Consider the following 21,935-nt stretch of genomic DNA (forward strand, 5'->3'; position numbering starts at 1 on the left):
TGGGCTTACCCATCGGACTCACCGCCCTTGAGCGCGTCCCGGATCCGAGCGGCGGCCTGCTCGTGGACCTCGGCCGCCTTATCCATGACGCGGTTCTCGCCGTTGATCTCTGGGCGGTAGGTCCGCGCCTTGTCGGCCTTGGTGTCGTGCCAGTCGGCCAGGTCCTCGAGCCGAGCGACGACGTCGAGCAGCTGCGCGACGTCGGCCGGCGCGGCGGCGATCGCCTCGGCGTCCGGGTGACGGATACCGATCAGGTCACCCCGGTAGACCCGACGGTCAGCGCGGTCGGTCGCAGTCGGGGCGACCTCGAACACCGGCATCGTGGTGGCCTTGTTCATCATCCAGTCCTTGTCGATGAACCGCGGCTGTGCATCCCGCATCCCCCACCGGACGAAGTCCATAACCGTGGAGCTTCGGCGGCCGAGCCAGATCTGGTTGGTGTCGACGTTCCCCCGCCAGTGCCACGGGCCTGGGCTCGCCTTCTTCCAGCGCTCCCGGATCTGCTTGATGGTCGACCGCTCAGCCATTGGAGGCGCCTCCCTCGATCGCGAGGGCGGTCTCACGCTCGCGGTAGGCGGTGTACAGCGTGGTGTCGCCGTCGACGTGGAGATAGGGCAGGAGCACCTGGTCGATCTCGACCATCTGGGTCTGGACCAGGGCGAGCTGCGCCTCGAGCCAGTCCTTCATGACCCGCCAGGCGACGCGCTCGGCGTGCTCGCGGGAGCGGAGGACCGCGACGGAGACGCCGCCAGAGCGGAGCTTGCCGGCGTCCTGCTCCGAGCAGAGCAGTCGGTGCATCGCGCGTACGTCGACCGGGAGCGAGAAGAGCTTCGGGCCGTGCGGCGTGGTCAGCGAGAACGTCAGCCCGGACGGCCCGCCGTCCTGGTAGTCAGTCGCGATCCGAGAGGCGCCGGCCTTGGCCAGCATTGCCTGGATCTCGCCGACGGTCTTCGTCGCGGCGATCTTGGTTGTGTAGTTGAGGACGCTCACGCTGATCGACGCCCCTTGACGGTGAGGACGTGAGTGCCGTTCGCGTGCGCTTGGGTCTGCGCAACGTGGCAGCTGCCGGCCGTGACGATGATGTAGTCGTTCAAGATCGTCGCGGTCTCAGATTCGCCGGTCTTGGCGTCGCGGACGGTCACCTCGATGGCGCCGTCGACCTTGGGCTCCTCGTCGGCATCGGTCGCAGCCGCAAGCAGCGCCAGACGCTCGGCGTACGTCGCGAGGTCTCCGGCGGCCTTGATGGCGAGGGCCTTCTCGGCGCGCTCGGCGAGGTAGGCCAGCGACTGTGCTGCCGCCCGCGCGGGCTCGGACTGGCCGGTGTAGAGCTCGCCGGACACCACGAAGTGGATGAGTTTGGTGACGGCGTCGGCCTCGGTCATCGTCATCGCCATGTCAGGCCCCCGTGCCGTCAGCAAGCGCCTGGCGGGCGGCGTCGGCCGCCGCGTACCTCGCCCGGGTGTTCTCTCGGGACGAGCGGACGAGGTGCTCGGCGTCGGTCGTGGCTGCCTTGAGGGATGCGTGCTCAGCGACCGCGGCTGCCTCGCTCAGGGCGGAGCCGGCGTACGCCCACGTGGCATCCAGCGCGGCCTCGTAGTGCTCGACCTTGTCCTCCAGACGCCCCATCGCCGCGATCGCCATGTCGGTGTTGCCCTGCGCGGTGGAGACGACCAGGTTCAGCTTCTCGACCTCGGTCTCCAGTTCCTTGACGCGAGCCGCGGTGCCGGCCATGAGCTCGATCTCGCCGGCGAGGTCGGCCCAGTGCACCGCGTTGACGCCCTTCGCCTTGGCGACGGCCGCGGCCGCCGCGTTCATCCAGGCGACGACGTTGACGGCCGGGAGGTAGGTGTCCTCGCTGACGCGGACGCGCTCGACGACCGGGCCCGGGATCTGCTGCCACCCCTCGTCGATGCGCGTCCCCTCCGGGACGCTGGGCATCAGTCGCAGGACCAGCTCGGCGGGGTCCACCTGCACGTGGTACCCGCGGGCGAAGCACAAGCCGCCCTCCCTGTCGTGGTCGTCGCAGTGGTCCTCGCACTTCTCGAACCGCTGGACGACGACGTTCGGCACGCCATCGAACTTCTCCAGTGCGAGCTCGGTGCGTGCGGGCACGTCGGGCCAGTCCTGCGTTGCCAGGACGGTCTGGTCGGTCATTCCTTCTTCTCCCTGTTGGTGCGGCGCTTGAAGCCGGCGGCGACACCAGCAGCGCCCTTGCGCGCGGCCTCGTCGACCGCGGCGGCGTAGCCCCTGGTGGTCTGGATGTTGGCGTGGCCCATCACCGCGGCGGTCGCGGCGAGGTCACGGGTGGAGCGGTAGAACTGGGTGCCGAAGTAGTGGCGGAGGTGGTGCGCGGTGGCCTTCGACCCGAGGTCTCGGAGGGCACGGTTGACGGCGGAGTCGAGCCCGTCGCCGGTCATGAAGTCGGCGGTGCCGGTGACGATCGACGTCCCGGACACGGGGTCGCCGAGCTCGGCGAGGACGTCGTCCTCGAGCGGGACGCGCCTGGTCTTGCCGCCCTTGCCGGTGACCTCGACGAAGGCGTCACCGGGGGTGGCGTCGACGTGGTCCCAGTCGGCGGCCGCGGCCTCGCTGACCCGGAGACCCGCGAAGGCCATCAGGAGGCCGGCGCGGTAGAGCCGACCGGCGCGTGGGGTCGCGCCGTCGCCGCTGGTCGCTTCGAGGTACCGGTCGAGCTGGTCCTGGGGGATCGGGTGCGGCATGCCGCGGCCGACCTTCGGGGCGTCGAGCCGGATGGACGGGTCGTCCTTGCGGTGGTCCCAGCGCTGGCACCACTTGTAGAACGACCGCAGGCATCCGAGGTCGGTGTTCCGGGTGGACGGTGCATGGTCGCGGCGCGACTCCCACCATTCCTCAATCTCCGCCCGCGTGGCCCGGCCGGCGTTGCGCACCGAGCGCAGCACCGCAGCCCGCCGCTTGATGGTCGACTCGGGCTTCCGCTCCTCGATCTGCCACTCGATCCACATGCGCGAGAGCAGGTCCTGCGGGAGCGGGATCCCCGCCAGCTTGTCGAGCGGCTTCTTCTTGGTCGGCTCGTCGAGGTCAGCCATCGGAGTCCTCCCGCTTCTTCTCCACGGCAGACTCCAGGGCCGTCGAGCAGCTGGCGCAGATCGCCTGGCCCGGCGGGCAGATGCACTGCACCCATCCCTCCGGAGCCTCGCCGCTGGTCACCGCGGTGGCCCCGCAGAGCAGGCAGTTCCACGTCCGGTCAGCCATCGGAGGTCTCCGAGCCACCGGTGTTCTCCAGGGCGGCACGCAGGTCGGCGATCGGCAGTGTCACGTACTCGACCGGGTTGGAGCGCTCGATCTCCTCGGCGGCCGCCAGGTCGCCGTCGCTGTAGCTGTGGCCCCGGCCGGACTCGTGGCAGCCGTACTCCTGGCGCTCGTCGTACCGCAGGTTGCAGTCCAGGCATCGGACGTCACCTCGGGCGGCGCGCACCCGGGCCTCGATCGTCTCGGCGATCGCGGCGTCGCGAAGCGCCTCGACGCGCGCGATCTTGGCCTCGAGCCCATCGACGTCCGGCTCGCGCCCCGAGGCGGCGTACACCCACCGGCCTTGGATGTGGTCGGTGAGCTCGCCTTCGTGGGCGAAACCTCGGAGGTCGCCGTCTTCGACGTCCGCGCTGAACTTCCAGCGGCCGTCGCCTCTCTTGGTCCAGAGGTCTCCATCGACGTCGAGGTATCCCAAGGGCTTGGCCTCGGAGGGATCCGCAGGCTCGGGAGCGGCGGGGAGGTGGGTGAGGGTGCGACGTGTCGGGGCCAAGTCGGCGTCCGCCTGGGTTCTCCGCGCGCCAAAGCACCGCCACTCGTCGCTGCCGGTCTTGGTGTGCACCGTCGTGGCCCATTCGCTGGTCCACGTGACCTTGGCGCCCACCGGCAGACGGGCGTAGTCGCCGCCCTTCACCTGCTGGCCGACGACCAACTCGGGATCGACTTCGGGACTCTCCGGGGCACCTTCCGAGCGGTCCTCCGGGCCTCCATCTGGGGCCCCGTTTTCGGGCGTTACATACTTCATCGACAAATCCTTAGAATGTGCGTCTGACCTGCGGGAACACGTGTTACGACGGAGAACTACAATTCATCGACAGGGCGGTCTGAACTGGGGAAACGTCGGGGCCCTGTCAGGTTTCGCGTGACCGTGTTCTTCCGGTGCTCGGCGCACTCGTCGCACAGCCACGAGAAGAGGGCCTGAACGACCGTCGTGCCGGGCACCGACGCCCAGCCCACGAGCACCTGCTCGGAGGCCGGAGCCGGACAGGTCGCGCACGTCGGCTGCTCGTCGCCGTCGTCGTCCATGTGGATCTGGGCGGGGTCGAGGAACGCGCCGAGGCGGACCAGCTGGGGCCGGAGGAGCCGGCGCATGATCCTGAGGCGGCCGCCGCTCACGATCCGATCCGATCGTCGATGCGGTACTCGCCCTTGTCCTCGTCCCACTCGAGCTCGAGCACGACGTCGGCGCCGAGGTGCCGGATCTCGGGGTGGCTGTAGCCGCCGATGTCCACGTTCCGCTCGCGGCGAACCTTGGACAGCGCACGAAGGGCGGCCGCGATCTCCTCCAGGTGCTCGGCCGTGAGCGTCAGGGGCGCGCTCATCACGCCCCCTGCTTCACGGCGTCGAGGACGTAGGTCGCGATGCCGACTCCGTCGAGCTCGGGCCGCTCGGTGACCATCTCGTGGACTGCTGGCAGGTATCTCCGGAGCAGCGCTCGGCGGAGCTTGTCGAACCCGGCGCTCATCAGAGCCGCCCCCAGCCGGGGTTGAGGGTGCCCTGGGTGTGCTCGATGCCAGCCAGCCGGGCCTTGATGCGCTCCTTGGCGACCTGGATCTCGAGCTCCTCGACGGCGAGCTTGGCGTACTCGGCCTTGAGGGTCTCGGCTTCCTGATACAGCCGAGCGGACTCCTGCGCGACGGTGTTCTTCGCGGCGCTCATCGGGCGCCGCCCGCCTGGTGGATCGCGGCATCCGCGCACATCCGCTGGAACTCCTCGATGGAGACGCCGTGCAGCATGGCCATGGTGTCGTCGCCGAGCGGGTAGGTCGGCGGATCGGCGAGGACACGGTCCTCGCTCTCCTGGACCTGCTGCTCGCCGGCCTTGGCAGCGCAGGCGATGCCGAGCAGGGTGAGCGCGATCGCCACGGCGATGCCCGCTACGAGGATCTGGCCGGGAGTCCAGCCAGCTTCGATCAGTACGTCAATGCCGGGCATTAGCTGTACTCCTTCTGGTGCTTGGTGAGCAGGTTCCGGGCGCGGAGCCGGAGGTACTCGGTCTCGGTGGTGTCGCTGGCGAGCTCGTCGATGGCGGCGACGAGCCCGTCGTACGCAGCGGTCATCCGGATCAGGCGGTCGTGCGTGACCCGGTACTGCTCCCCGACCTCGTCCACGACCGCGGCCGCGATGAGCTGGACGGCCGGCTGTGCGGCCTGGACCTCGGCGGCGGTCGCGCGCTCGGCCTTGGCCTCGGCAGCGGCGCGGTAGTCCGAGTCGCCCTCCATGAAGTCGAACGCGGTCACGAGGCCACCGCCTTCGCCTGCTCGGCCTGGTGCGCGCGGATGTGCTCGGCGCGGTGATCGTGCGCGTCGACGAGGGCGTCGGACTTGTACCTCGCCGAGACCTTCCAGGGGCAGCCGATGACCTCGCACCGGATCCGCCAGAACTTGCCGTACCGGTTGCGCTCGCGGACGGGCGCGGCGAAGTAGGGGTGAGCCTCCGGGATGGCCGTCTTCGGGCGGTCGAGGAGCACGGGAGAGATGGCGAGGTCGGTCATGCTGCAGCCCCCAGCGAGAGGACCGTGCGGGTCGCCGAGTCGAACCGGTGAGCGATGTGCGCGATGGTCAGCTGCTGCTCGCGCTCGGGGTGCGCCTTCGCGTAGCCGGCCAGGAGCACGGTGGCGAGGTAGACGCGGGCACCCCGGCCGAGGCGGCGGGCGTTCGGGCCCCACGGGGTCAGCGGGTCGTCTCCGGGCCACGTCGGGCGCATCAGCGCGTGGGCGTGCTTGTGGAGGTCCGCCTCGGTGCCGAGGATGTCCCACATCTGGCCGCGTACGTCGAACGCGGCGCCGATGCTGCGGACGAAGTTGCCGTCGGCGGGGTTGCCTGCGAGCGTCGCGCCCGGCGTGCGGCGCGGGAGTCGCGGGGCGGTCACGATGCCGACACCTTTCCGGTGCGAGCGTCGGTGACCGTGCCGTTCGGGTGCTCGTCGCAGTCCCAGTGCTCGATCCGGTCGCCGAGGATCCGACAGGCGTCTCCGGGCTTCGGGGTGTGCACCGGCTCGTCATCCGCCGCATCGGCGCCCTTGTCGTCAGGCCGGCCGGCGAGGATGGCGCGCACCCGCTCGGTGATCTCGGCGCCGGTGTAGATGCGGATCTTCAGGCCGTCCACCTCGCCATTGGCGTAGATGTTGGACGCGCCGCTGTAGGGCTCGGGGTAGGACTCGATCTCGGCGTTGGCGAACCCGACCCAGGCGGCGAACGCGTCGGCATCGCCGACGGGGGTCTGGATGCTGGGCGCGCCATAGTTGGCGACGCTCACGGAGACCGGGGCGGTGAGCCCTGCCTTCTCGGCGGCCTCCATCATCGCGGCCGCCCGGCGGAACTGGTCGTACGTACTGGACATGACATACTGCCTCTCGTTGGTGGGCGCCTCGTGTACTTGTCGGTGGGCGAGGTCGCCTGCTTCTCTTCGGCTTGATGGCCCCCAGCCGGCGCCGGCTTCCCTGTCCGGAGCCGACCGGGGACGTCGTTGCCCGACGCCCTCGGGGGAGTGAGGCGTCGGCCGCATCTACGGGGCTGCGCTCACGAGCTCTTGCGCTTCGCCAGGCCGCGGACCTTCTTCGAGGCCTCGGGCGATCGGTTGACGGACTGGATCGCTCGGCGCAGCGGGCTGCGGTTGATCGCGATGTTGCCCGCGACGTCGGTGATCGTGAGTCGCTTCTTCCGCTTCTTGCTCATGCCGCTCGCCTCCGCCGGCGCCGCGTGGCAGCCTCGCTCCGAGCCGGGTCGTTGCTCGCGGCCTCGAGCATCGCTGCGATCGCGGCGGGGTCGATGACCCAGCGGCCGCCGACCTTGGAGCCGCGGAGCTTGCCGGCGCGCAGCTGCTCGCGGTACCACTCAGGCTTGAAGCGGGGGAGCTTCACGGAGGCCTGCTCGGGGGAGAGCCAGCCGGTCAGGTCGGTCATGCCGCTTCGTCCCCAAGGAGGCGCTCGGCGCGCTCCATCAGCTCGGAGGCGGGCACGCCGACGACGTCGGCGATGCGGAAGAACTCGTGGGTGGGGAACTCGTGGGTGCCATTGAGGCGTCGACGGAGGGTTCCGAGGGGGATGCCGGCCTTGGTTGCGGCCTCGTTCTGCTGCATTCCCGCGGTGGCGAGCGCGCCCCGGACGACCCTGGCGAGGGCCTGCACCTGCTGGTCACTTGTAGCCATGCCTGAACATTAGCACTCAAAAATGAGTGGTCAAGACTATTTCTGAGTCCAGATATGGCTATTACTGCTCACATGTGGTTACCGTTGAAGACATGGAGGCCAAAAATGACAAGGACCCGCCGGCGTTGACCGCCGAGCTGGGCAGCGTGATAGCGGCCGCGCGAACGCGCCGCAGGTTGAACCAGACGGACGTGTCGATGGCGACCGGCATCCCGATCAGCACCTACCGCCGCTACGAGAAGAAGGGGCCCGCGAAGCTCACTGAAGCGTTTGCGATCGCCCAGTTCCTGAGGGTCCCGCTGAGCGAGCTCATCAAGGAAGCGGAGACTGGCATCATCGACGCACCGCCGTCGACCCGAATGGGCTAGGGGTTACGGGGACCTTGGTCACCTCGTGCCGCTAATCAGTCAGCAGTTTGGTTAAGGACCCACACAATTGAGGTACAGATCGTAGGTTTCCTTGTGGCGCCACCGTGGTGCTGACTTGGGAATCTCTCGAAAGTGCAACGTGTCTCACTGATGGAACTCCGGATCAACCTCTACACCGCGGCAACAGCCATCTCGCTCTTCGCCGCCGTCGCGCTCGTCGCGCTCGCCTTCGCCGGGACGATCCCCGCGATGCACGGGCTCGTGCTAGGCAACACTGCGCTCATCGGAGCCGGCGTCGCCTTCGTGACCTCCCGCCTCGAAAGGTTTGCCTCCATGGCCTTCCAACGTGGGCACGAGGTCGGCAGGGAGGAGGCGGCCGTACGCCGCCTCGCCGGTCGCCACTGAGACTCTCGGGAAACGGACCACCCCCGCTCGCCGGCTAGCGAGCGGGGGTCTTTCGTGTCCTGGGTCAGGCCGGGAGCTCGAGCAGGGCCGGTTCGGGCGCAGGTAGCGGAGTCGGCTCCGCCGGCTTCGGCTTGCCCAGCCTGGTTCTGGTGAACGCGAGCGCCGCGGCCGCGGCGGCGTCGGAGGAAGCCTCCGGGAGCAGGTGGCCGTAGAGCCGCTTGGTGGTCAAGTAGTCCTCGTGGCCGAGGCGCTCTTGGATGACGTCGAGGCGAATGCCGTTGTCGATGAGCCAGGACGCGTGTGTGTGGCGGGCGTCGTGGATCCGCGGCCGGAATGACAGCGTGCCCTTGCAGCCGCACGCCTCGGGGAGGTTGACGTAGAGCAGCTCGCCGGCGGGGCTTCGTACGGCGTGCTGCTTGCAGCGCTCGGGGAAGCCGCCCAGGCAGCGACAGCCCTTGGGTCGATGCTGGGGGCAGATGGTGGCGCGGAGCGTCGCCGGCTTCCATACCCGATTGAAGAAGTTGCTGTGGCGGACCGGCTGACCCGTGCTCGTCCTGAAGAGGAAGTCGTCTGGCCTCAGATCGTCGAGCAGCGGCTCGACCAGGCCGACGACGACGTCGTCGAGGTAGATGGTCCTCCTCGACGCCTCCGACTTGGGAGGACCGAGCCGCCGCGGGCTCTGCTTCCAGGCGCGGACGATCTTCGTACGCGGCAGGTTGGTCCAGTCGTCGCCGTCCCAGCGGCCAGCCAGGAGGTTGAGGTCGCGTTTCTGCACCGCGGTCGTCTCGGAGAACCGGGTGCCGGTGCCGAACATCCACCCGGTCATCGGGTGCCAATACTCGGGGATCTCCCCCCAGAGGATGTCGAACTCGGAGTGCTCGAGGAACTTCGGGTCCTCGACGTCCTCCTCGCCGGCGCGGGGGAGCTTCATCCCCTTGGCCACGTTGCGCGGGCAGTGCCCGTCCATGACCGCGGTGTTCAGCATGCCGGAGAGCACGCCGTGCTCGTTCTCGATCGTCTTCGGCTTCTTAGTGCCCTCCACGGCGTTGACCCAGCGCGCGACGTCGTTGACCTCCAGCTCGTCGATGCGCAGGTTGCCGAGGTAGGGCATCCAGGACCGGTCGGCGATGGCGAGGTAGTCGGTGCGGGTCCGGGACTCGACGCCGGTCAGCCGCTCGACGTGGGTCTTGAGCATCTCGCGGACGGTCGGCACGTAGTCGCTCGAGGAGGAGTCCTCGCGCTCGCGCATGGCCACCGCTCGCTCGACCCCGATGTTCGGGTCCTTGCAGCGGAGGATGAAGACCTTCGCCGCGTTCTCATTGGTGAAGGTCTCAGTGGTCTGCCTGCCGTTGACGCGGATCCGTACGCGCCATGTGGTCGTGCCGTCGGTCGCGACGTGCGGGACCGCCTTCGGGTCGAGCTTCCTGCCCATGTGACCCAGAATAAGTGCACTCGAATGTGCACATGGCGAAAACGAAGAAAGCCCCTGACCTCTTTTACGAGGTCAGGGGCTGTTTCCATCTGGGGTGAGCGACGGGGCTTGAACCCGCGACCCTCGCGACCACAACGCGATGCTCTACCAGCTGAGCTACGCCCACCATCGGCTCGAACAGCGCATGTTCGAGCCAGCAAGAATCATAGGGGAATCAGGCCGGATCTGTGGAATCGGGGGTGGCTGCCGGGTCACCGAGCCCGGTGATCGAGGCGCCGTGCCGGGCGGCGATCTCCTTGGCCGTGTCCGAGTCCGGGCCGGGCATCGGGACGAAGACCGCCTCGCGGTAGTAGCGAAGCTCCTCGATCGACTCCTGGATGTCGGCCAGGGCGCGGTGATTGCCACGCTTGGGCGGAGCCGAGAAGTAGGTGCGCGGGAACCAGCGGCGCGACAGCTCCTTGATCGAGGAGACGTCGACGTTGCGGTAGTGCAGGAACCCCTCGAGCTCGGGCATGTCGCGGGCCAGGAAGTTGCGGTCGGTGGCCACCGTGTTGCCGCCCAGCGGCGGCCGGGAGTCCTTGCCGCAGTGCTCCCAGACGTACGCCAGGACCTGCTCCTCCGCCTCGCGCATCGGCACACCGTTCTCGAGCTCGACCAGCAGCCCGGACTTGGTGTGCATGTCGCGCACGAAGTCGTCCATCTGCTCCAGCGCCTCGGCCGGGGGTTTGATGATGATGTCGACCCCGTCGCCGAGCACGTTGAGATCGAAGTCGGTGACGAGGGCCGCCACCTCGATGAGCGCATCGTGCTCGAGGGACAACCCGGTCATCTCGCAGTCGATCCAGACCAGACGTTCGTTCAGTGAAGCCACGCAGAGCACCATAACGCCGCTGGTCAACGGCTTCACGGCGGGATAGGCGACGATGTGATAACGGTTCCCATGGCGTGGTTTCAGCCTGCGCTCAGGAGATGCACCTATGTTTGGCACCATGAGCACGGATTCAGCCAGCAGCCCCTCGCGCAAGGAGAAGCGTGAGGCCCGCGCTGCCAAGGCCGCCGCGGAGCTGGAGGCACTGCGCAAGAAGCAGGCCCGCAAGTCGATCCTCACCGTTGTGGCGGTCTGCGCCGCCATCGCCGTGATCGTCGGCGGCCTCGTCTGGTTCAGCCTGAACCGCTCCGGGGACAGCGAGATCGCCGCGCCCGAAGCCGGCAGCAGCGAGCACGGTCTGGTGATCGGTCCCGACGATGCGCCGCACAAGGTCGTCATCTACGAGGACTTCCTCTGCCCCTACTGCGGTGAGTTCGAGGCCGCCTCCCGCGACGATCTCGCCGAGCTGGCCGCCGACGGCAAGGTCCAGGTCGACTACCGCCCGTTCGTGCTCCTCGACCGGTACGGCCCCTACTCCATGCTCGCCACCTCGGCCTTCGCGGTCGTCCAGGAGGAGGCCGGCCCCGAGGTCGCCAAGAAGTTCCACGACCTGCTCTTCGAGAACCAGCCCAGCGAATCCGGCCCCTTCCCCGAGGCCTCCGACCTCGTCGACCTCGCGGTCGAGGCGGGCGCCGAGGAGTCCGCGGTCGAGGACCGCATCACCAGCCTCGATGGCAAGGCCTGGGCCGACGCCGCCACGAAGGCGGCCGCCGACGACGGAGTCAACGGCACTCCGATCATCCTGCTCGACGGCGAGCAGTTCCAGGACGGCAACTCCTTCGACAGCATCGCTGCCAACCTGGTCGAGCAGATCTCCTGAATCGCGTTGCCCGCGGTTCGACTCGTGTTTCCGTAGGCGCCCTAGGGTTCGGCGACAGCCGAAGGCGGACCCCTACCCGAAGGTGCTCGAGATGGCGTACGCGACGACCGAAGACGGGCATCGGATCTATGTGAAGCCGACCGATCCGCGGGCCATCGGCCTGATCGCCAACAAGGGGCGGATCATCCGAGGCTCGCTCGAGCTGTGGCGGTTGGCGCTCGGCCTGCACGAGTGGCGGACCGTGATCGATGTCGGCGTGAACTACGGCGAGATGCTCGTCGGGGTGGACATCCCCGAGGGGGTTGAGCTGATCGGGTTCGAGCCGAACACCTCGCTGCACAAGGTGCTGCGCAAGACGCTCGAGACCCGCGGGATCACGATCGACCTGCGCGCGCAGGCGGTCGCCGACGCGCCCGGCGCCGCGCGGTTCGCGGTCGACCGGACCTGGTCGGGGACGTCGTCGCTCTACGACGAGCGCCACGACGGCTCGGCGCGCTGGCAGCTCCGCGACGTCGAGGTCACCACGCTCGACGAGGTGCTCGGCGGCTCGGGGCGGTCGTTCTGCGTGAAGGTGGACGTCGAGGGGTTCGAGCGCGAGGTGGTCGACGGTGCCGCCAGATCCCTGGAGGGCACGACGCACTGGGCGCTGATGCTCGAGATCGAGCACATGGACCGCGGCTATCTCGTTGAGCTGGCCCGGACCCACGACGTGTTCGTGAAGGAGAAGGAGACGACCGCGCTGCGGCGGGTGCCCGGCGAGCGCGTCGCCGTCGAGGAGCTGCTCGACGACTCCACCCTGCACCACCAGGATTGCCTCGTCGTGAGCCCTGCCCTCGCCCGCCGAACGGCGATAGCGTGACGGCATGACCGAGATCCAGACCGAGATCCAGATCGTCGAGCAGTTCCTCGCCGCGCTCGAGACCGGCGACGTCGACGTGGCGCTGGCGCTGTGCGCCGACGACGTCACCTACCAGAACGTGCCCCTCCCGCCGGCCCGCGGCCTGTCCGAGGTCGGGCGCCAGCTGCGGATCATGGGGAAGTACACCACCGGCTTCGAGGTCCGGATGATCAACATCGCGGCCAACGGCCCGGTGGTGCTCACCGAGCGCATCGACGTGCTAAGCCGCGGTGCCGTCTCCGCCGAGTTCTGGGTGTGCGGCACCTTCGAGGTACGCGACGGCAAGATCGTGCTCTGGCGCGACTACTTCGACTGGACCACGTTCATCGCGGCGGGCATCAAGGGCGTCGGCCAGGCGGCGTTCGGTGCGATCCGGAAGGCCGTCGGCCGCTGAGCCGTTGTGCGCGCTGCACGAGGCACCTCGTGCGCCGTTCCTGTGACGCCAGTCACAGCGAGCCCTACGCTCGGAGACATGCCTCGTGCGTCAGCCGCTCTCCTCGCCCTGCTCCTGACCGCTTCCGCTCTGGTCGCCTCGACCGGGCCGGCGCTGGCCGACCGCGAACCACCCGGTGATCAGCCGCTGCCCGGCTACACGATCAGCAACCCGCCGGTGGCGCCGATCGTCGTGGACGGGCAGACGACCACGGTGCGCCAGGGCGTGCACGAGCACGCCGCGTACATCCTCGAGGTGCCGGCGGACTGGAACGGCGAGCTGGTGATGTGGGCCCACGGCTACCGCGGGCTCAGCTACACGCTGACGCCGGAGACACCGGGCTTCGGGCTGCGGCGTACGTTCCTCGAGCAGGGCTACGCCTGGGCGGCGTCGAGCTACTCGACCAACGGCTACGACGTGGGCGCCGGGGTCCGCTCGACCCGGGAGCTGGCGACGTACGCCTCGAAGCTGCTGCCCCGCCGCGCCAGCCGCACCTACGTGACCGGGGTGTCGATGGGCGGGCACGTGATCGGGCGCTCGCTGGAGCAGTATCCGGGCTTCTACGACGGCGCGCTGCCGATGTGCGGGCAGCTGGGCGACGTGGAGCTCTTCGACTTCTTCGTCGACTACAACCTGGGCGCGCAGGCGCTCGCCGGGCACGACGCCTACCCCTACGACGCGAACTACCAGAGCGTCGACGTCCCGCTGATCAAGGAGCGGCTCGGGCTCGGCGGCACACTGACGCCGGAGGGGGAGCAGCTGCGGGCGATGACCATCGAGCGCAGCGGTGGCCCCCGGCCGGGCGCCGAGGCGGCCTTCGGGCAGTGGAAGGACTTCCTCTTCACACTGCCGTCGGTCGACGACGGTGGCACCCTCGGCTTCAACATCGGCCGGGTCGCGACCAACCGGGACACCGTCTACACACCGAGCTCGCCGGTCGACCTCGACGCCGAGATCGAGCGGATCGACCCCGTCGACCCGGCCGGGCGCCACAGCCACCGGCTCAACGCTCCGTCGCGGATCTCCGGCCGTCCGAGCGCACCGGTGGTGAGCCTGCACAACCTGGGCGACATGTTCGTGCCGTTCTCGCTGGAGCAGATCTACCTGCGCGAGGTGAACCGCCACCACCGCGGCGGGCTGGTCGTGCAGCGCGCGATCCGCTCGGCCGGGCACTGCGAGTTCAGTCCCACCGAGGCCGCGACCGCCTGGGGCGACCTCGTCGACTGGGTCGAGCATGGCGAGCGCCCGGCCGGTGACGACGTGCTCGACCGGGCGGCCGTCGCCGCACCCGGCTACGGCTGCGCGTTCACCGATCCCGCGGCGTACGGGACCGGGTCGCGCCGCCTCTACGCGCGCTGCCCCTGACCGAGGTCAGCGGACGACGTCGTAGACCAGCTTGAGGATGCCGTTGGCGTAGGCCTCCGACTCGACCAGCTCGAGCCGCTGCTTGTCCTTGTCGGTCTCGCTCCACATCGACTTGCCGGCGCCGAGGACGACCGGGAAGACGAGCAGGTGGTAGCGGTCGATGAGGCCGGCGTCGGAGAGGTTGCGGGCGAGCTCGGCGCTGCCGGCGATCAGGATCGGGCCGCCGTCGCCCTGCTTGAGCTCCTCGACCTCGTCCAGCGACCTCAGGATGGTCTGCGGGCCCCAGCCCTCGACCAGGGCGTCGTCGCCGAGGGAGGTGGAGACGACGTACTTCGGGATCTCCTTGACCACCGTGAAGTCCTCGATGTCGGGCCAGATCGGCGCGAAGGCCTCGTAGCTGCGGCGGCCGAACATCATCGCGCCGGCCTCCTGCATCTCGCTGCCCTTGATGGCGTAGGCCTCCGGCAGGAACTCGATGTCCTTGAACGTCCAACCGGCGCTGCGGTGCTGCTCGGAGGAGGAGCCGCCGCCGGGGGAGTCGACGACGCCGTCGAGGGACACGAACGCTGAGTAGATGAGGGTGCGCATGCGCCCGATCCTGCCGTGAGGGACTCCGACCGCGCCAGAGATTTCCGGGCGCTACCGTGAATGTATGACGGCCCGACGACGTGCTCAGGAGTTCTGCGAGGCGTACGGCCTCTCGATGCCGATCCTTCAGGCGCCGATGGCGGGAGCCTGCCCGCCGGCGGCGGCCGCCGCGGTCGCCGACGCGGGCGGGATGGGGGCGGCCGGGGTGGTGCTCGACCCGCCGGATCGGATCGCGGCGTGGGCCGCCGAGTTCCGGTCGATGTCGCCGGGTCCGTTCCAGCTGAACATCTGGATCCCCGACCCCGCCGACGACGACCCCGCGAGGATCTCGGCGGCGGAGGAGTTCCTGGCCCGGTTCGGTACGCCGGGCCCCGAGCAGTCGCCCGCGCCGTCGTTCGGGGAGCAGTGCGAGGCGATGCTCGCGGCCCGGCCGAGGGCGGTCTCCTCGATCATGGGGCTCTTCCCGGCGGACTACGTCGACCGTCTGCACGAGGCCGGGATCGCCTGGTTCGCGTGCGCCACGACCCTGGCCGAGGCGCTGGCCGCGCAGGAGGCCGGTGCCGACGCCATCGTCGCGCAGGGTCTCGAGGCCGGCGGGCACCGTGGCGTCTTCGAGCCCGGGACGGCCGAGCGTACGGCCGTGGGGCTCTTCGCGCTGCTGCCGCACATCGTCGACGGGGTCGACGTGCCGGTCATCGCCGCCGGCGCGATCGCCGATGGGCGTGCCGTCGCTGCCGCGCTGACCCTCGGCGCGAGTGCCGTGCAGGTCGGCACGGCGCTGCTGCGGTCGCCGGAGACCGGGATCGCCGATGCCTGGGCGGCCTCCCTGGACGGCCTCGCGCCGGAGGACACGGTCGCCACCCGGGCCTACTCCGGCCGCCTCGGCCGTGCCGCCCCGACTCCCTACGTGCGCTCCTGGGAGGCACCGGGTGCGCCGTCGCCCGCGCCCTACCCGCACCAGCGCCGGCTGGTCGCCCGGTGGCGCAAGGGCACGCCCGACCCCGCTGCCGAGGCGCCCCTGGACCGGGCCAACCACTGGGCCGGTCAGGCCGCGGCCCGTGCCACCGCCGCGCCTGCCGCCGACATCGTGACCCGGATGTGGAGCGAGGCCCGCGGCCACCTTCCGGGCGCGGCCGATCCCGACGGTGTAGAACGGAAGGCATGAGCGAAACCTGGCCCCAGCGACTGCTCGCGGACGGCTTCGGCCGGATCGCGGAGACCCTGCCCCAGATCATCGACGGCCTCTCGGTCGACGACCTGCTGTGGCGGCCCTACGACCGGGCGAACTCGATCGCCTGGACCCTGTGGCACATCGCCCGGATGGAGGACGCCCAGATCGCGCCGCTCGCCGGCACCGACGAGGTGTGGACGCGCGAGGGCTGGGTGGAGCGGTTCGGGCTGCCCTATCGGCCGCGCGCCATGGGCTACGGCCAGACCGCCGAGGAGGTCGGGGCGTTCCGGCTGGAGGACCCGTCGCTGCTGACCGGCTACTACGAGGCGGTCCACGCGGCCACGATCGAGCTGGTCGACTCGCTGAGCGAGGAGGATCTCGCGCGCGTCATCGACGAGCGCTGGGACCCGCCGGTCACGACCGCCGTGCGTCTCGTCAGCGTCGTCGACGACGCCGCCCAGCACATCGGCCAGGCGGCGTACGTCAAGGGTCTGCTGGGTCTGCGCTGAGTCGGGCTCAGACGACGGCTCAGAGGACGGCGGCGATGGCCTCGTCGATCGAGGCGTCACCGGAGACGAGCTCCCACTGCTTGCCGACGGTGGCGTCGTCGTCGACGACCGCGGCGATGACCGCGGCCACGTCGGCCCGCGGGATCGAGCCGCGCTCGAGCTTCGGGGCCAGCTTCACCCGGCCGGTCCCGGGCTCGTCGGTGAGGCCACCGGGACGCAGGATGGTCCACTCCAGATCGCTGTCGCGCAGGGCGATGTCGGCGTCGCGCTTGGCCTCGACGTAGGCCTTCCAGACCTCGCCGGCGTCGGCCGCGACCGGCTCGTCGACGCCGATCGCCGAGACCTGCACGAAGCGCCGGATGCCGGCGGCCTTCGCGCCCGCGATCGACTTGGTCGAGCCCTCCAGGTCGACGGTGCGCTTGCGCTCCTTGTTGCCGTCGGGGCCGCCGCCGGCGGCGAAGACCACCGCGTCGCAGCCGGCGAAGGCAGCGGCGAACCCGTCGGCGTCCTGGTGCTCGATGTCGAGCAGGCCGACCTCGGCCCGCAGGGCCTCGAGCTCGGCTCGGTAGCTCTCGCTGCGTACGAGCGCGACCGGGGTGTGACCCGCCGCGGCGAGGAGCGGATGAAGGTGCAGGGCGACCTTGCCGTGGCCGCCGACGATGGCGATTCGCATGCCTCCACGATAGGCACACGCACCACTGACAATTGTCACCGTCGGGTTCGGACAATCAGATCTGACGCCCGGGTGCCCCGAAACGCGAGTCTGGAGACACCACCCACGGTGGGTGGTGGAGAAGGAGAGCTCGCATGACGACCATGACGAACGAGACCGAGCAGCGCACCCGGGTCGGCTGGCGCCGGATCGGCGCGGTGGCGGCCGTGGCCGCGGTGGCGGCGACGGTGGTGTGGCTGCTGTGGAGCCAGGCCGGGGGAGTCGACCTCGAGGTGAAGTCGGGCAGCGGCAGCCAGCAGATCGGGGTCGCCTCGGTGATCGTGAGCAGCCTGCTGATCGCGCTGGCCGGCGGCGTGCTGCTGCGCTGGTGGCAGGGCCGTTCCGAGCGGGGGACGAGGCGGTGGACGATCCTCGCGGTCGGGATCGCCGTGATCTCCCTGATCACGCCGACCAGCGCGCTCACCCTGGCCGCCGGCCTCGGGCTGGCCAGCCTGCACGTGGTGGTGGCGATCGTCGTCATCGCCGGTCTGCGCCGGCGCTAGGGTGAGCCTCGTGTCGAGCCTGTGGTGTCACCTCCAGCGGCACGGTGTCGTGCTGGTGTGGCTGCCGGTGCTGCTGCTCTTCCCGCTGCTCAACCTCTCCGGCGACGTGCTCGTGGCCCTCGGCCAGGTGGCGCTGGTGCTGGCTCTCGGCGCCGCCGCGGTCGCCCTCGTGGTCACCGGCCGGGTCCGTGTCCTGCTGCCGGTCCTCGTCGCCCTGATCGTGCTCGCCGCGATCCAGGGCGAGGGCTGGCAGACGGTCTGGGGAGTGCTGGCCATCGTCTCCCCGGCGGTGCTGCGCGGCCGGCGCCTGGTGGTCGCCGTCGTGGCGGCCACGGTCGGGGTCGCGGTCTCGATCGCGGTCATCGAGGGGGTCGGTGACGCCTACCTGATCAGTGTCGGCGGCGTACTCCTCAGCGGGGTGACGACCACCTCGTTCCTGCGCCTCATCGACGCGGTCGAGCAGCTCCGGCGCACCCGGGAGGAGCTGGCCCGGGTGGCCGTGGCCGAGGAGCGTGCCCGGATGTCCCGCGACCTGCACGACCTGCTCGGCCACACGCTGAGCGTGATGGTCGTCAAGGCCCAGGCCGTACGCCGCCTGGCGACCCGCGATCCGGAGGCGGCCGCCGCGCACGCCGCCGACATCGAGGAGGTCGGGCGCGCCGCCCTGACCGACGTCCGCGCGGCCGTCGATCAGATGAAGACGCTCTCGCTCACCGAGGAGCTCGACGGCGCGCGCCGCGCGCTCGACGCGGCCGGGATCCGTACGTCGGTGACCGCTGCCCCGTCCGACGTGCCCGACATCGCCGGCCAGGCGCTGGCCTGGGTCGTGCGCGAGGGGGCCACGAACGTGCTGCGTCACTCCGGGGCGGCGACCTGCCGCTTCGAGCTCACCGAGGACGGTGGCGAGCTCCGGCTCGCCGTGGTCGATGACGGGGTCGGTGGTCCGGTGGGCCCGGGCGGCCCTGGCGAGCGGTCGGGCGGACTCGACGGCCTGAGGCAGCGGCTGCGTGCGGTCGACGGCCGCCTCGACGTACGTCCTGGGGCCGACGGCTTCCGCCTCGAGGCGAGGGTGCCGGCCTCGTGATCCGGATCCTGCTCGCCGAGGACCAGGCGATGATGCGCGGCGCGCTGGCCGTGCTGCTGGGGCTCGAGGAGGACCTCGAGGTGGTCGCCCAGGTCGGCACCGGCACCGAGATCGTGCCGACCGCCCTCGAGGTGCGTCCGGACGTCGCCCTGCTGGACATCGAGCTGCCCGGCATCAGCGGGATCGAGGCCGCGCGCGAGCTGGCGGCGCGGCTGCCGGGGTGCCGGGTGATGATCCTGACGACGTTCTCCCGGCCCGGCTACGTCCGCGAGGCGATGGCCGCGGGCGCGGTCGGGTTCCTGGTCAAGGACGGGCCGGTCGAGGAGCTGGCCGACGCGATCCGCCGGGTGCTGCGCGGCGAGACCGTCCTCGACCCGGCGCTCGCGGCCGCCACGCTCCGCGCCGCTCCGAACCCGCTGACCGCGCGCGAGCGCGACGTGCTCGCGGCCTCCGAGGACGGGTCCAGCATCGCCGACATCGCCGGCCGGCTCTTCCTCTCCCCGAGCACGGTGCGCAACTACCTCTCCGCGGCCATCGGCAAGACCGGCACCCGCAACAAGACCGAGGCCGCCCTCGCCGCGCGCCGCAACGGCTGGCTCGCCTGATCAGGCAGGCGCGAGCGACCCGAGCGCGTGCACGAGCGGCGCCAGCTCGGGGATCTCGGCGGCCTCGTCCAGTGCCGTACGCAGCACCTCGTCGTGCAGCGGACGGGCCTTCTTCAGCAGGGCGCGTCCGGCCGGGGTGAGCTCGGTGTAGATCCCGCGCCGGTCGTCGGCGCACAGGATCCGGGTGAGGAGATTGCGGTTCTCCAGGCGCGTGACCAGGCGGGTCGTGGCCGAGGAGGACAGGGCCGCTGCGCGGGCCAGCTGCTGCATCCGCATGTGCCAGCCGTCCTGGCGGCTGAGCGCGTCGAGGACGGTGAACTCGACGACCGACAGCCCGTGCTCGCGCTGCAGCGCCTTCTCGAGCTCGGCCTCGATCAGTCCGTGCACGGCTGCCAGCGTGCGCCAGCCCTGAGCGCGGATCTCGACGGCGTCATCAGCGATTCCCATGGGTCCTCCTTCGTGGACGTCTCCAGCATACCCGAGTTGCGCGGATAGTGCGCGCGTGCAACTATAAATATGAAGCGTGTGCAACTACTGCGCACGCCGACTATCGACAGACGCAACCCGTCCACGTTCAGGAGTCATCCATGCCCGTCGCACTGCTAGCCCTCGCGATCGGAGGGTTCGGCATCGGCCTCACCGAGTTCGTCATCATGGGCCTGCTGCCCGAGGTCTCCACCGACTTCGCGGTCAGCGAGACCACCGCCGGCTACCTCATCTCCGGCTACGCCCTCAGCGTCGCGGTCGGCGCGATCGCCCTGACCCTCGCGCTCACCCGGGTGCCCCGCAAGCTCGCCCTGCTGGGCCTGATGGTGCTGTTCATCATCGGCAACCTGATCTCCGCGACCTCGCCCGACTACGCCACGATGATGGTCGGCCGGATCGTCGCGGCGCTGTGCCATGGCGCCTTCTTCGGCATCGGCGCCGTCGTCGCCGCGCAGCTGGTCGCCCCGGAGCGCAAGGCGAGCGCGATCGCGTTCATGTTCGGCGGCCTCACCCTGGCCAACGTCCTCGGCGTACCGCTCGGCACCCTGCTCGGCCAGGCCGCCGGCTGGCGCTCGACCTTCTGGGCCATCACCGCGATCGGCATCATCGCCTTCATCGGCATCGCCCTCCTGGTCCCGGCCCACACCGGCCGCAACGAGGCGGCCGCCCCGGCCGTACGCACCGAGCTGGCCGCCTTCGCCAGCCCACAGGTCTGGTTCTCGATCGCCCTGACCGTGCTCGGCTACGGCGGGATGTTCGGCGGGTTCACCTACATCGCCTTCACCCTCACCGAGGTCAGCGGGTTCTCCGCCGGTGCCGTCCCGCTGCTGCTCGTCCTCTTCGGCGTCGGGCTCTTCCTCGGCAACATCGTCGGTGGCCGCGCCGCGGACCGAGACGTCGTCAGGACCCTCGGCGTGCTGCTCGCCGCCCTGACCCTCGTCCTCGCGGCCTTCGCCCTCGTGGCCACCAGCCAGGTGCTCACCGTCGTCGCCCTGGTCCTGATGGGCGCGGTCGGCTTCGGCACCGTGCCCGCGCTGCAGATGCGGGTGATGGGGTACGCCGACAAGGCACCCACCCTCGCCTCCGGCGCCAACATCGCCGCCTTCAACGTCGGCAACGCGCTCGGCGCCTGGATCGGCGGCGTCACCCTCGCGGCCGGACTCGGCTACACCTCGCCGCTGTGGGCGGGCGCCGGGGTCACCGCGCTCGGCCTGCTCGTGCTGCTGGTCGCCGTCCGCGCGCCCGGGGGCGAGCGGCGTACGTCCGTCCCTGTTCCTGCCTGAACCCCAACTCCGGAAAGAAGAGAAGTCTCATGACCATCCCGAACATCACCCTCAACAACGGCGTCGAGATGCCGCAGCTCGGCTACGGCGTCTTCCAGGTGCCGAACGAGGAGACCGAGGCGGCCGTGACCGCCGCGCTCGAGGCCGGCTACCGCAGCATCGACACCGCGGCGGTCTACGGCAACGAGGCCGGTGTCGGCCGCGCGCTCGCGACGTCGGGCATCGCTCGCGAGGAGCTCTTCATCACCACGAAGCTCTGGAACGCCGACCACGAGCGGCCGGTCGAGGCGTACGAGAAGAGCCTGGAGCTGCTCGGTCTCGACCAGGTCGACCTCTACCTGATCCACTGGCCCACCCCGGCCCGTGACCTGTACGTCGGCGCCTGGCAGGGCCTCGAGGAGCTGTACGCCGCGGGCCGCACCCGCGCCATCGGCGTCTCGAACTTCCTGCCCGAGCACCTCGACCGGATCGTCGGGCTCGGCGGCACGGTGCCGGCGGTCAACCAGATCGAGCTGCACCCGGCGCTGCAGCAGCGTGCGACGGTCGCCGCCGACGACCGCCTCGGGATCGCGACCGAGGCCTGGAGCCCGCTCGCCCAGGGCGCCATGCTCCAGAACCCGGTCATCACCGCGATCGCCGACCGCCTCGGCCGCACCACCGCCCAGGTGATCCTGCGCTGGCACCTCCAGCAGGGCCGGGTCGTGATCCCCAAGTCGGTGACCCCCTCGCGGATCGCGCAGAACCTCGACGTGTTCGGCTTCGATCTCACTACCGCCGACCTGGCCGCGATCGACGCCCTGGAGAGCGAGGGCCGCACCGGCCCGGACCCGGCGACCTTCAACGCCGCCTGATATCTGGGCCTGACATCTGGCCCTGATATCTGGGCGAGCAGGTGTTATCGATCGGTGAT

37 protein-coding genes and 1 tRNA gene are annotated in these 21,935 nt (G+C 70.2%); 13 read left to right on the forward strand and 25 right to left on the reverse strand.

The annotated features are described in order from the left end of the window. Positions 1 to 5: 5 nt before the first annotated feature. From ACZ6WN_RS24980 to ACZ6WN_RS25070, 19 genes are all read right to left on the reverse strand, one after another. Positions 6 to 527: a hypothetical protein gene (locus ACZ6WN_RS24980; RefSeq protein WP_465868564.1), complete on the reverse strand. Its 522-nt coding sequence runs from the start codon at positions 525 to 527 to the stop codon at positions 6 to 8. Further along, the gene (locus ACZ6WN_RS24985) at positions 520 to 990 is read right to left on the reverse strand and encodes a hypothetical protein (protein ID WP_465868565.1); all 471 of its coding nucleotides are present in this window, start codon (positions 988 to 990) and stop codon (positions 520 to 522) included. The genes ACZ6WN_RS24980 and ACZ6WN_RS24985 overlap by 8 nt, the downstream gene beginning before the upstream one ends. After that, positions 987 to 1,394, reverse strand: coding sequence for a hypothetical protein (locus tag ACZ6WN_RS24990; protein WP_465868566.1), 408 nt, complete (start codon positions 1,392 to 1,394; stop codon positions 987 to 989). The genes ACZ6WN_RS24985 and ACZ6WN_RS24990 overlap by 4 nt, the downstream gene beginning before the upstream one ends. A 1-nt stretch (position 1,395) precedes the next feature. Next, positions 1,396 to 2,154, reverse strand: coding sequence for a hypothetical protein (locus ACZ6WN_RS24995; protein WP_465868567.1), 759 nt, complete (start codon positions 2,152 to 2,154; stop codon positions 1,396 to 1,398). After that, positions 2,151 to 3,068 carry a tyrosine-type recombinase/integrase gene (locus ACZ6WN_RS25000; RefSeq protein WP_465868568.1) on the reverse strand — a complete coding sequence of 306 codons (918 nt, stop codon included), beginning with the start codon at positions 3,066 to 3,068 and terminating at the stop codon, positions 2,151 to 2,153. The genes ACZ6WN_RS24995 and ACZ6WN_RS25000 overlap by 4 nt, the downstream gene beginning before the upstream one ends. Beyond that, the gene (locus ACZ6WN_RS25005; protein WP_465868569.1) at positions 3,061 to 3,234 is read right to left on the reverse strand and encodes a hypothetical protein; all 174 of its coding nucleotides are present in this window, start codon (positions 3,232 to 3,234) and stop codon (positions 3,061 to 3,063) included. Before ACZ6WN_RS25005 ends, ACZ6WN_RS25000 begins: the two co-directional genes overlap by 8 nt. Next, positions 3,227 to 3,940 carry a hypothetical protein gene (locus ACZ6WN_RS25010; protein ID WP_465868570.1) on the reverse strand — a complete coding sequence of 238 codons (714 nt, stop codon included), beginning with the start codon at positions 3,938 to 3,940 and terminating at the stop codon, positions 3,227 to 3,229. The genes ACZ6WN_RS25005 and ACZ6WN_RS25010 overlap by 8 nt, the downstream gene beginning before the upstream one ends. Before the next feature lie 149 nt (positions 3,941 to 4,089). Beyond that, complete coding sequence (locus ACZ6WN_RS25015; RefSeq protein WP_465868571.1) at positions 4,090 to 4,404, reverse strand: hypothetical protein; 315 nt, start codon at positions 4,402 to 4,404, stop codon at positions 4,090 to 4,092. Further along, the gene (locus ACZ6WN_RS25020; protein ID WP_465868573.1) at positions 4,401 to 4,610 is read right to left on the reverse strand and encodes a hypothetical protein; all 210 of its coding nucleotides are present in this window, start codon (positions 4,608 to 4,610) and stop codon (positions 4,401 to 4,403) included. Before ACZ6WN_RS25020 ends, ACZ6WN_RS25015 begins: the two co-directional genes overlap by 4 nt. Then, on the reverse strand, positions 4,610 to 4,753 hold the full coding sequence (locus ACZ6WN_RS25025; RefSeq protein ID WP_465868574.1) for a hypothetical protein: 144 nt from the start codon (positions 4,751 to 4,753) through the stop codon (positions 4,610 to 4,612). Before ACZ6WN_RS25025 ends, ACZ6WN_RS25020 begins: the two co-directional genes overlap by 1 nt. After that, on the reverse strand, positions 4,753 to 4,947 hold the full coding sequence (locus tag ACZ6WN_RS25030) for a hypothetical protein (protein WP_465868576.1): 195 nt from the start codon (positions 4,945 to 4,947) through the stop codon (positions 4,753 to 4,755). The genes ACZ6WN_RS25025 and ACZ6WN_RS25030 overlap by 1 nt, the downstream gene beginning before the upstream one ends. Beyond that, positions 4,944 to 5,222, reverse strand: a complete 279-nt coding sequence (locus ACZ6WN_RS25035; protein WP_465868577.1) for a hypothetical protein — start codon at positions 5,220 to 5,222, stop codon at positions 4,944 to 4,946. Before ACZ6WN_RS25035 ends, ACZ6WN_RS25030 begins: the two co-directional genes overlap by 4 nt. Further along, positions 5,222 to 5,527, reverse strand: a complete 306-nt coding sequence (locus tag ACZ6WN_RS25040; RefSeq protein ID WP_465868578.1) for a hypothetical protein — start codon at positions 5,525 to 5,527, stop codon at positions 5,222 to 5,224. Before ACZ6WN_RS25040 ends, ACZ6WN_RS25035 begins: the two co-directional genes overlap by 1 nt. Beyond that, the gene (locus ACZ6WN_RS25045; protein ID WP_465868579.1) at positions 5,524 to 5,781 is read right to left on the reverse strand and encodes a hypothetical protein; all 258 of its coding nucleotides are present in this window, start codon (positions 5,779 to 5,781) and stop codon (positions 5,524 to 5,526) included. Before ACZ6WN_RS25045 ends, ACZ6WN_RS25040 begins: the two co-directional genes overlap by 4 nt. Continuing rightward, a complete protein-coding gene (locus ACZ6WN_RS25050) occupies positions 5,778 to 6,158 on the reverse strand; it encodes a hypothetical protein (RefSeq protein ID WP_465868580.1) in 381 nt (126 codons plus the stop codon). The genes ACZ6WN_RS25045 and ACZ6WN_RS25050 overlap by 4 nt, the downstream gene beginning before the upstream one ends. Then, complete coding sequence (locus tag ACZ6WN_RS25055; protein ID WP_465868581.1) at positions 6,155 to 6,628, reverse strand: hypothetical protein; 474 nt, start codon at positions 6,626 to 6,628, stop codon at positions 6,155 to 6,157. Before ACZ6WN_RS25055 ends, ACZ6WN_RS25050 begins: the two co-directional genes overlap by 4 nt. Positions 6,629 to 6,807: 179 nt before the next feature. Then, complete coding sequence (locus tag ACZ6WN_RS25060; RefSeq protein ID WP_465868583.1) at positions 6,808 to 6,963, reverse strand: hypothetical protein; 156 nt, start codon at positions 6,961 to 6,963, stop codon at positions 6,808 to 6,810. After that, a complete protein-coding gene (locus ACZ6WN_RS25065) occupies positions 6,960 to 7,190 on the reverse strand; it encodes a hypothetical protein (RefSeq protein ID WP_465868585.1) in 231 nt (76 codons plus the stop codon). The genes ACZ6WN_RS25060 and ACZ6WN_RS25065 overlap by 4 nt, the downstream gene beginning before the upstream one ends. Further along, positions 7,187 to 7,435: a helix-turn-helix domain-containing protein gene (locus ACZ6WN_RS25070; RefSeq protein ID WP_465868587.1), complete on the reverse strand. Its 249-nt coding sequence runs from the start codon at positions 7,433 to 7,435 to the stop codon at positions 7,187 to 7,189. The genes ACZ6WN_RS25065 and ACZ6WN_RS25070 overlap by 4 nt, the downstream gene beginning before the upstream one ends. Before the next feature lie 92 nt (positions 7,436 to 7,527). Here ACZ6WN_RS25070 and ACZ6WN_RS25075 point away from each other — a divergent pair, with 92 nt between their 5' ends. Both ACZ6WN_RS25075 and ACZ6WN_RS25080 read left to right on the forward strand, forming a co-directional pair. After that, a complete protein-coding gene (locus tag ACZ6WN_RS25075) occupies positions 7,528 to 7,803 on the forward strand; it encodes a helix-turn-helix domain-containing protein (protein ID WP_465868588.1) in 276 nt (91 codons plus the stop codon). Between the two features lie 150 nt (positions 7,804 to 7,953). Beyond that, entirely contained in the window at positions 7,954 to 8,208 is a 255-nt protein-coding gene (locus tag ACZ6WN_RS25080; RefSeq protein WP_465868590.1) for a hypothetical protein, read from the forward strand. 64 nt (positions 8,209 to 8,272) lie between these two features. Here ACZ6WN_RS25080 and ACZ6WN_RS25085 read toward each other — a convergent pair whose 3' ends face one another. The 3 genes from ACZ6WN_RS25085 to orn form a co-directional block, all read right to left on the reverse strand. After that, positions 8,273 to 9,640, reverse strand: a complete 1,368-nt coding sequence (locus ACZ6WN_RS25085; protein ID WP_465868592.1) for a tyrosine-type recombinase/integrase — start codon at positions 9,638 to 9,640, stop codon at positions 8,273 to 8,275. A gap of 90 nt (positions 9,641 to 9,730) precedes the next feature. Continuing rightward, positions 9,731 to 9,806, reverse strand: a tRNA-His gene (locus ACZ6WN_RS25090). Between the two features lie 48 nt (positions 9,807 to 9,854). After that, entirely contained in the window at positions 9,855 to 10,523 is a 669-nt protein-coding gene (gene orn, locus ACZ6WN_RS25095) for an oligoribonuclease (RefSeq protein ID WP_465868813.1), read from the reverse strand. Between the two features lie 106 nt (positions 10,524 to 10,629). On the opposite strand from orn, the gene ACZ6WN_RS25100 reads away from it, so the two are divergent. The 4 genes from ACZ6WN_RS25100 (at position 10,630) to ACZ6WN_RS25115 (ending at position 14,084) form a co-directional block, all read left to right on the forward strand. After that, positions 10,630 to 11,388, forward strand: a complete 759-nt coding sequence (locus tag ACZ6WN_RS25100; protein WP_465868594.1) for a DsbA family protein — start codon at positions 10,630 to 10,632, stop codon at positions 11,386 to 11,388. Between the two features lie 91 nt (positions 11,389 to 11,479). Continuing rightward, a complete protein-coding gene (locus tag ACZ6WN_RS25105; RefSeq protein ID WP_465868595.1) occupies positions 11,480 to 12,247 on the forward strand; it encodes an FkbM family methyltransferase in 768 nt (255 codons plus the stop codon). Positions 12,248 to 12,251: 4 nt separating this feature from the next. Continuing rightward, on the forward strand, positions 12,252 to 12,680 hold the full coding sequence (locus tag ACZ6WN_RS25110) for a limonene-1,2-epoxide hydrolase family protein (protein ID WP_465868597.1): 429 nt from the start codon (positions 12,252 to 12,254) through the stop codon (positions 12,678 to 12,680). Positions 12,681 to 12,758: 78 nt separating this feature from the next. Further along, positions 12,759 to 14,084, forward strand: a complete 1,326-nt coding sequence (locus tag ACZ6WN_RS25115; RefSeq protein WP_465868598.1) for a hypothetical protein — start codon at positions 12,759 to 12,761, stop codon at positions 14,082 to 14,084. 6 nt (positions 14,085 to 14,090) lie between these two features. Here ACZ6WN_RS25115 and ACZ6WN_RS25120 read toward each other — a convergent pair whose 3' ends face one another. Further along, entirely contained in the window at positions 14,091 to 14,672 is a 582-nt protein-coding gene (locus tag ACZ6WN_RS25120; protein WP_465868600.1) for a dihydrofolate reductase family protein, read from the reverse strand. Between the two features lie 64 nt (positions 14,673 to 14,736). On the opposite strand from ACZ6WN_RS25120, the gene ACZ6WN_RS25125 reads away from it, so the two are divergent. Next, on the forward strand, positions 14,737 to 15,837 hold the full coding sequence (locus tag ACZ6WN_RS25125; RefSeq protein ID WP_465868602.1) for an NAD(P)H-dependent flavin oxidoreductase: 1,101 nt from the start codon (positions 14,737 to 14,739) through the stop codon (positions 15,835 to 15,837). Beyond that, on the forward strand, positions 15,834 to 16,352 hold the full coding sequence (locus tag ACZ6WN_RS25130) for a mycothiol transferase (protein ID WP_465868603.1): 519 nt from the start codon (positions 15,834 to 15,836) through the stop codon (positions 16,350 to 16,352). Before ACZ6WN_RS25125 ends, ACZ6WN_RS25130 begins: the two co-directional genes overlap by 4 nt. Positions 16,353 to 16,371: 19 nt before the next feature. Here the strand turns inward: ACZ6WN_RS25130 and ACZ6WN_RS25135 are convergent, their stop codons facing one another. Continuing rightward, on the reverse strand, positions 16,372 to 17,025 hold the full coding sequence (locus ACZ6WN_RS25135) for an NAD(P)H-binding protein (protein WP_465868605.1): 654 nt from the start codon (positions 17,023 to 17,025) through the stop codon (positions 16,372 to 16,374). A 134-nt stretch (positions 17,026 to 17,159) separates the two neighbouring features. Between ACZ6WN_RS25135 and ACZ6WN_RS25140 the strand changes: the two genes are divergently transcribed. The 3 genes from ACZ6WN_RS25140 to ACZ6WN_RS25150 are packed head-to-tail and all read left to right on the forward strand — an operon-like array spanning position 17,160 to position 19,256. Further along, a complete protein-coding gene (locus ACZ6WN_RS25140; protein ID WP_465868606.1) occupies positions 17,160 to 17,567 on the forward strand; it encodes a DUF6069 family protein in 408 nt (135 codons plus the stop codon). Between the two features lie 10 nt (positions 17,568 to 17,577). Then, positions 17,578 to 18,651 (forward strand): sensor histidine kinase, encoded by a 1,074-nt coding sequence (locus ACZ6WN_RS25145; protein ID WP_465868608.1) that lies wholly within the window; start codon positions 17,578 to 17,580, stop codon positions 18,649 to 18,651. Then, positions 18,648 to 19,256, forward strand: a complete 609-nt coding sequence (locus tag ACZ6WN_RS25150; protein ID WP_465868610.1) for a response regulator — start codon at positions 18,648 to 18,650, stop codon at positions 19,254 to 19,256. Before ACZ6WN_RS25145 ends, ACZ6WN_RS25150 begins: the two co-directional genes overlap by 4 nt. Here ACZ6WN_RS25150 and ACZ6WN_RS25155 read toward each other — a convergent pair whose 3' ends face one another. Beyond that, on the reverse strand, positions 19,257 to 19,703 hold the full coding sequence (locus tag ACZ6WN_RS25155; protein WP_465868611.1) for a MarR family winged helix-turn-helix transcriptional regulator: 447 nt from the start codon (positions 19,701 to 19,703) through the stop codon (positions 19,257 to 19,259). Between the two features lie 140 nt (positions 19,704 to 19,843). Here ACZ6WN_RS25155 and ACZ6WN_RS25160 point away from each other — a divergent pair, with 140 nt between their 5' ends. Together ACZ6WN_RS25160 and ACZ6WN_RS25165 are read left to right on the forward strand one after the other, a co-directional pair. Further along, positions 19,844 to 21,025, forward strand: coding sequence for an MFS transporter (locus tag ACZ6WN_RS25160; protein ID WP_465868613.1), 1,182 nt, complete (start codon positions 19,844 to 19,846; stop codon positions 21,023 to 21,025). A gap of 29 nt (positions 21,026 to 21,054) precedes the next feature. Next, entirely contained in the window at positions 21,055 to 21,876 is an 822-nt protein-coding gene (locus ACZ6WN_RS25165) for an aldo/keto reductase (RefSeq protein ID WP_465868615.1), read from the forward strand. The last annotated feature ends 59 nt before the right edge of the window (positions 21,877 to 21,935 follow it).

It is taken from the genome of Nocardioides sp. NPDC054178, assembly GCF_055585005.1.